At 49.2% G+C, this 7,331-nt stretch carries 4 protein-coding genes; 3 read left to right on the plus strand and 1 reads right to left on the minus strand.

Features of this window, described 5'->3' with window-relative positions:
- Positions 1–408 precede the first annotated feature (408 nt).
- From CIK93_RS13610 to CIK93_RS04480, 3 genes are all read left to right on the plus strand, one after another.
- On the plus strand, positions 409–570 hold the full coding sequence (locus CIK93_RS13610; protein ID WP_158215471.1) for a hypothetical protein: 162 nt from the start codon (positions 409–411) through the stop codon (positions 568–570).
- A 322-nt stretch (positions 571–892) separates the two neighbouring features.
- Positions 893–2,356, plus strand: a complete 1,464-nt coding sequence (locus CIK93_RS04475) for a trypsin-like peptidase domain-containing protein (protein WP_094446706.1) — start codon at positions 893–895, stop codon at positions 2,354–2,356.
- A 390-nt stretch (positions 2,357–2,746) separates the two neighbouring features.
- A complete protein-coding gene (locus CIK93_RS04480) occupies positions 2,747–5,563 on the plus strand; it encodes a pitrilysin family protein (RefSeq protein WP_094446704.1) in 2,817 nt (938 codons plus the stop codon).
- Positions 5,564–5,654: 91 nt separating this feature from the next.
- Here the strand turns inward: CIK93_RS04480 and CIK93_RS04485 are convergent, their stop codons facing one another.
- Positions 5,655–6,938 carry an O-acetylhomoserine aminocarboxypropyltransferase/cysteine synthase family protein gene (locus CIK93_RS04485; RefSeq protein ID WP_094446705.1) on the minus strand — a complete coding sequence of 428 codons (1,284 nt, stop codon included), beginning with the start codon at positions 6,936–6,938 and terminating at the stop codon, positions 5,655–5,657.
- Positions 6,939–7,331 lie beyond the last annotated feature (393 nt).

A 7,331-nucleotide genomic window follows, 5' to 3' on the forward strand; every position in this document is an offset into this window, starting at 1 on the left:
CATTGTTGAATTCTGGCTCGTAAGTTCTCTCATGGGGGCTGCTCGACCCCAAACCCCTCGGTGTTTTCAGGTATTAGATTTTATCTTTACCTCTACCTGAAAATTGCACTTCTATCTTGAACTTACACAAAGGTTCGTACCTTTGCAGCCGAGGTCCAGCCTCACGGATACAGCGGTATTCGGTCAAGTAACAAGTAACAAGTAACAAGTAACATTCAAAGAAAAGCAACGAACGAATAAGGCTGTAAAACTTTATTATATTATTATAATATATAATATTATAATATATAATAAAATTATATACCTTACAAATTCTAAGCTTTTACCAAACTTGCACTGCTTGTACACCGTATGTTACTTGTTACTTGTTACTTGTTACTTATTCACTAACCCTCAAATTAACGAGCTATGACAAAAGAAAAAGAAAAACCCAGTACCGAGAAATCGCAAATCATCAGCGAACTGGCAAACAAACTCGGATTCAGCGTTGACCTCCTGCAAAGCGTAGTTGGTAACAGAATTAAAGGAACGATTTCGTTAAGCCAAATGAGCAGAATAAAGCTCGCTTAAACTCTGCCATGGCGAGAAAACGAAGGGTGAAAACCAACGTTTTCGTTAAGCCAAATGAGCAGAATAAAGCTCGCTTAAACTCTGCCATGGCGAGAAAATGAAGGATGATAAGAAAACAACTTGCAACTTTTTCAAATGATGTTTTGTGATTTTTTCAACAATAGCAGGGAAAGCGCAAACAGCCGTTAAGGGGAGCGGTCGAAGTGTTAAAATGCGCCAAAAAGCAATGCCATTTTGGCAGTTTAACATATTTTGCGTCTATATTTGCACCCAGTTTCACGAAAACGGGAATTATAACATCAAAAAAAAACATAAAAAGAACATGAAAAAGATTGTGAAAAGCATTTTGCCAGCGGTCTATCTGATGGTGATCGCATTTTCTGCTGCATCGTGCAACAAAACCCAAGCGGCTCCTGCTGCTGCTCCGGGACAACCAGTGGATCTGACTTACGCTGCCGACAAGGCACTGCCTTCGGTGGTTTACATTAAATCGGTGATCAACTCTAAGGTGCAGACCGTGGAATATGCCGACCCTTTTGAGGATTTCTTCTCAGACCCCTTCGGCGGCTTCTTCGGCCGCGGGCAGAACGGCAGCAACGGAAGCCGCAAGAGACAGGTGCAGACCCCGAAACGGGCTGCTGCAGGCAGCGGTGTGATCATCTCTGCCGACGGATATATCGTGACCAACAACCACGTGGTGGATGGCGCTGACGAACTGACCGTTACGCTCAACGAGAACAGTAAGGAGTATTCAGCCCGCATCGTCGGTGCCGACAAGACCACCGACCTGGCGCTCATCAAGATTGATGCCAAGAATCTGCCTGCCATCGCCATTGCCAATAGCGACAATGTGAAAGTGGGCGAATGGGTACTGGCTATAGGCAACCCCCTCGGACTGAACAACACAGTGACTGCGGGCATCATCTCTGCCAAGGCTCGCCAGATGGGCGAAGGCGTATCGTCGATGATTCAGACCGACGCTGCCATCAACCAGGGAAACTCAGGCGGTGCGCTCGTCAATACACGCGGCGAACTGGTCGGCATCAACGCGATGATATACTCTCAGACCGGACAGAACATCGGTTATGGCTTTGCCATTCCTACCGCTATCATGAACAAGGTGGTCGCCGACATCAAACAGTACGGTACCGTGCAGCGTGCCATGATAGGCATCAAGGGCAGCGACGTCAGCACCTATGTGGACGTGGAGAAGGAAAAGGGCAACCAACTCGACCTTGGCACCATGGAAGGCATCTATGTGGCTGAAGTGGTGGAGGATGGTGCTGCCGCCTCGGCAGGACTGAAGAAGGGCGACGTCATCACGAGCATCGACGGCCAGAAGATCAAGAAGTTTGGCGAACTGCAGGGCATCATCGCCCAGAAGCGCCCCGGCGATAAACTGACTGTCACCTATCTGCGCAACAAGAAGAGCCATTCCGCTACGCTGACGCTGAAGAACGAACAGGGCACTACCAAGGTGGTGAAGAATGCCGACCTCGATGTACTGGGCGGTACGTTCCGTGCCGTCACCAGCAGCCAGAAGGAGCAATTGAACATCAGCTATGGTCTGCAGGTGGCTAAGATTAGCGGCGGCAGACTGAAAGAGGCTGGTGTGCCCCAGGGCTTCATTATCCAGCGCGTGAACGAACAGCCGATGAAGTCGGTGGAGGACCTGCAGAATGCGGTGAAGGAAACTTCAACCTCCAAGGATCCTGTACTCTTCATCCAGGGTGTGTTCCCCACTGGCAGGAAGGGATACTTCGCCGTTCCTCTGGTCAACGAGTAATACCAGTAAAACGTTTCGCAACTGAGGGAATTGATTGAAGTTAAAGAAGTTATCACTCCCTACGGTCGTTCGGGAAGTTAAGAGACAATAGCCTTTTTGCCGTAAGACGTTGGACATTTGTCCCTTAACTTCTCTCTAACTTCCCTCTAACTTCCCTCTAACTTCTCTCTAACTTCCCTTAACTTCCCCACACGCGCAACTGAGGGAATTGATTGAAGTTAAAGAAGTTATCACTCCCTACGGTCGTTCAGGAAGTTAAGAGACTTGAATTAAAAAACATTAAAAGGCACTACAAATCAGTGCAAAAGCTTTGCTTATCATAACAAAATACTTACTTTTGCACACAATATCCTAATCGCGAGAAAATCATTATTAACAAAATCGTAAAATATGAAACCAAAAAATCTATTGGCAGCGGCAATGCTACTGTTGGGTGCAACACCAACGACGGCACAGCAAATGCCACCTATCCCCGTGGATAGCAAGGTGAAGATTGGTCATCTGGACAACGGACTGACCTACTACATCCGCAAAAACAATTTCCCTGAGCATGTGGCAAGCTTCTATATCGCACAGAAGGTCGGTTCTATCAACGAGAACGAGGACCAGCGCGGACTGGCACACCTCTTGGAGCATCTGGCATTCAACGGCACAGAACACTTCAAAGACAATACCCTACAGGAATATCTGCAGAGCATCGGCGTGGAATACGGTCGCAACCTCAATGCCTATACCAGTATTGACAAAACGGTGTATTTCTTCACCGATGTGCCCACCACCCGACCAACGGCTGTGGATTCGTGTATGCTGATACTGAAAGACTGGAGCAACGGCATCTCGCTGACGCAGAAAGCCATAGACGACGAACGCGATGTGGTGCACAATGAGTACCGCATGCGCATGGTGGGTCAGCAGCGCATGATCGAGCGCAGTCTGCCTCGCCTCTACCAAAACGAGAAATACGGCTTCCGCATGCCTATCGGACTGATGAGCGTCATCGACGGATGCAACCCCGAAACCCTGCGCGACTACTATCGCAAATGGTATCGCCCAGACAACCAGGCCATCATCGTGGTGGGTGATGTGGACGTAGATCATATCGAAGCACAGATCAAGACGCTGTTTGCCGACATCAAGGTGCCTGCCGATGCCGCCAAAGTGATACCAGAGCAGGTAAGCCCCAACGATACCGCAATCTATGTGGTGGATAAGGACAAGGAACAGCAGTTTGACCTCTTCCTCATCAACATGAAGCACAAAGCTATTCCCGATGAGATGAAGGTCAACATGGACTATCTCCTCATGAAATACATGGACAATGCACTCACCCTCATGCTGAACACCCGATTCAGCGAGAAAGCCAAGGAGCCCGACTGCCCCTATCTGCAGGCTGTGGGCGACAATGGCGATTACCTCATGTCGAGAACCTGCGGTGCCTTCACGCTGACAGGACTCGCCAAGGAAGGTCAAGTCAAGGAGGCGTATGCCGCTGTATTGCGTGAAGCCAAGCGTGCGCACGACTTCGGTTTCACTGCTACAGAATATCAGCGTGCCAGGGACGAGATCAAAAGTCAGATAGAGAAAAGCCTTGCCAATAAGGACAAAATGAAGAATGAGCAGTTTACCACACAGTATGTGGATCACTTCATTGCCAACGAACCTATCCCCTCGATAGAAGACGAGAGTGCTATCCTGCAACAGCTCATCCCCAACATCCCCGTGGAGGTGATCAATATGTATGCCAAGAAACTCATCTGCAACAGCGATACCAACTTCGTGACGCTGATGATGATGCAGGAGAAAGACGGTAAGGCATACCCCACCGAACAGCAGTTGGCTGACATTGTGAAAGGGGTGAGGGCTGAGAAACTCGAAGCCTACGTGGATCACGTGAAGAACGAACCCCTCATTGCCCAGCTGCCTAAGGCTGGCAAGATCAGGAAGACCGTAGAGAATAAGGTGTTGGGATATAAGGAACTGACACTGTCTAACGGTGCGAAGGTCATCATGAAGAAGACCGACTTCAAGGACAACGAGATTCTCTTCTCTGCAAAAGCCAAGGTGGGATATTCGGCATTTGAGAAAGCCGATCAGAGCAGTGTGATGCTGATGACCCAGGCACTGGATGCCAGCGGTCTGGGCAATTTCACCAACGCAGAACTGGAAAAGGCCATGGCTGGCAAGCAGGCGAGTGTCAAATTCACCATGGATCCGTTCTACCACGGATTGAGCGGTAAGAGCACTCCGAAGGATATCGAGACGCTGATGCAACTCATCTACCTCGACATGACAGCTGTGAAGAAAGACGAGAAATCGTTTGCCAACCTGCAGAACACCTATGCCACCATCCTTGCCAACCAGAGCAACAACCCCAACCTCGTGTTCCAAGACTCAGTACAGAGCACCGTATATCTGGGTAGCAAACTGGCACGCATTCCTTCTGCCGACGATATCAAGGCCATCAACTACGACCGTCTGCTGGCCATAGGTAAGCAGTATTATGGCAATGCCAAAGACTTCACCTTCTATTTCGTGGGCAACTACGACGAGGCTACACTTCTGCCACTCATCGAACAGTATATCGCTTCGCTGCCTGCAAAGGGCTGCACCCTGCAAAACAAGGACATCCCCTATGCCAAAGGCAAGGTGAGCAACGTATTCACCAAGGCGATGAGCAACCCACAGAATCAGGTTCAGGAGATATGGTATGCCATGATGCCTTACACACTGAAGACTGACGTGCTGGCTGACATGGCAGCTCGCCTGTTGGAGATGAAGTATCTGCGCTCTATCCGTGAGGAACTCAGCGCTGCCTATCATGCGGGTGCCACCGCCTCTGTCTTCACCGATAAAGACGGTTTGGCTGCTGTCAATATCGTTGGTAGCGCACAGCTGAATCCTGAGAAGTCGGATGCTGCCATCCCCTGCTTCTTCCAAGGCATGAAGGAGGTCGTGGCAGGTGCTGATGCTGCCGACCTGCAGAAGGTCAAGGAGATTCTGCTGAAGCAAGCCGATGTGGACAGCCGTGAGAACAGCCACTGGCTTAGCGTGCTGATCAACTATGCCACACGCGGTGTAGATACCCATACCGACTATAAGAAGACGGTCAACGAGATTGACAGTAAACAGATATCAGACTTCCTCCAGAACACAATCCTCAAGTCTGGCAACCATGTGGAAGTCATCATGAAGGCTGTGAAGGAATAATCACCGTTACATCCGAATAACAAAACAGGAGGCAAACACCGATGATGCGTGTCTGCCTCCTGTTTGTTATTATTGTTTATGAAAACTACTTTCAGATCTTATCGAGAGCCTGACGGATGTCGTCGAGGATGTCGTCACAATCTTCAATACCAACAGAAAGACGAATGAGATCGGGAGCCACACCAGCCTCACGAAGCTGTTCGTCGGAAAGTTGACGGTGGGTATGGCTGGCAGGGTGAAGCACACAGGTGCGTGCATCAGCCACGTGGGTCACGATATTGATCATGTCGAGCGAGTCCATAAAGCGGATAGCGGTCTCACGGTCGCCCTTCAGTCCGAAGGCTATGACGCCACACGATCCGCCAGGCAGATATTTCTCTGCCAACTCATGATAGGCATCGCCAGGCAGTCCGCTATAGTGTACCCATGCCACACGAGGGTCTGCCTGCAGAAATTCTGCCACACGCTGGGCATTGCTGCAATGCTGTGCCATGCGCAGATGGAGGGTCTGAAGACCGAGGTTGAGGATAAACGAGTTCATCGGTGCAGGGATAGAGCCCAAGTCGCGCATGAGCTGGGCAACGAGTTTGGTGGTATAGCCCATTTTTCCGAATGCCTTGACATAGGTGAGTCCGTGGTAGCTCTCATCGGGAGTGCAGAGTCCGGGGAACTTATCGGCATGCGCCATCCAGTCAAACTGTCCGCTATCTACGACAACACCTCCCACCTGCGATGCCGTGCCATCCATGTATTTCGTGGTACTGTGGGTCACGATGTCGGCACCCCATTCAAAGGGGCGGCAGTTGATGGGAGTGGCAAAGGTGTTATCTACAATGAGAGGCACACCGTTACGATGGGCAATGCGTGCGAATTTCTCGATATCGAGTACGGCACAGCCGGGATTGCTGATGGTTTCGCCAAACACCGCTCTGGTATTGGGACGGAAAGCCTTTTGTATTTCCTCTTCGCTATCGTTGGGATTGACAAAGGTACATTCAATACCCAGTTTCTTCAGGGTGACGCCAAAGAGATTGAATGTGCCACCATAGATTTCGTTGGAAGTAACGATATGGCTGCCAGCCTCACAGATATTAAACACGGCATAGAAGTTGGCTGCCTGTCCGCTACTGGTCAGTACCGCCCCTGCTCCACCTTCGAGTTGTGCAATCTTCTTGGCCACAGCATCGTTGGTAGGATTTTGCAGACGGGTATAGAAATAGCCCTCTTTCTTCAAATCGAAGAGCATCGCCATTTCTTCAGAGTTATCATATTTAAAGGTAGTACTCTGGATGATGGGCAACTCAATAGGTTCACCGTTTTTCGCTTCATAGCCTCCCTGTACACAGATAGAGGCAGTTTTTAGTTGTTTTTTCATTTGCAATATTTTGTTTTATCTGTTTTGCGTTGCAAAGGTACGATTAAGTGAGAGAAACACCAAGAAAAATAGGAGTTTTCAAAAAATATACTTATCTTTCCTCTATAAAACCTAATTTCATTTCCCTGCACAAGCAACAAAACCCACAAGAACGCATAATTGTGGTGCATAGTTATCCGTCACAGTTCCTCTTCCGACCTGTGATAATCAGATACTTTCCTCTTCGAGTTTTACTCAGACTGGGTTCCATCTCCAGCAGTGCCATTGGTTAATTTGCAATCACGGGGTGTCACCACCACAAAGATAGTAGCCTTGGCACGGCTGGTATATCTTGTCACCCTTTAGTGCAGGGTGTCAAAATCATGTTGTCAAAGTCCTTATAGCCGACTCCTT

This window comes from Prevotella sp. P3-92 (assembly GCF_002251205.1).
GTDB lineage: Bacteria > Bacteroidota > Bacteroidia > Bacteroidales > Bacteroidaceae > Prevotella.

Excerpts from the sequence above, each read along its gene's own strand:
- CIK93_RS04485 (WP_094446705.1), bottom strand. The coding sequence starts at position 6,938 with ATGAAAAAACAACTAAAAACTGCCTCTATCTGTGTACAGGGAGGCTAT.
- CIK93_RS13610 (WP_158215471.1), top strand. The coding sequence starts at position 409 with ATGACAAAAGAAAAAGAAAAACCCAGTACCGAGAAATCGCAAATCATC.
- CIK93_RS04475 (WP_094446706.1), top strand. The coding sequence starts at position 893 with ATGAAAAAGATTGTGAAAAGCATTTTGCCAGCGGTCTATCTGATGGTG.
- CIK93_RS04480 (WP_094446704.1), top strand. The coding sequence starts at position 2,747 with ATGAAACCAAAAAATCTATTGGCAGCGGCAATGCTACTGTTGGGTGCA.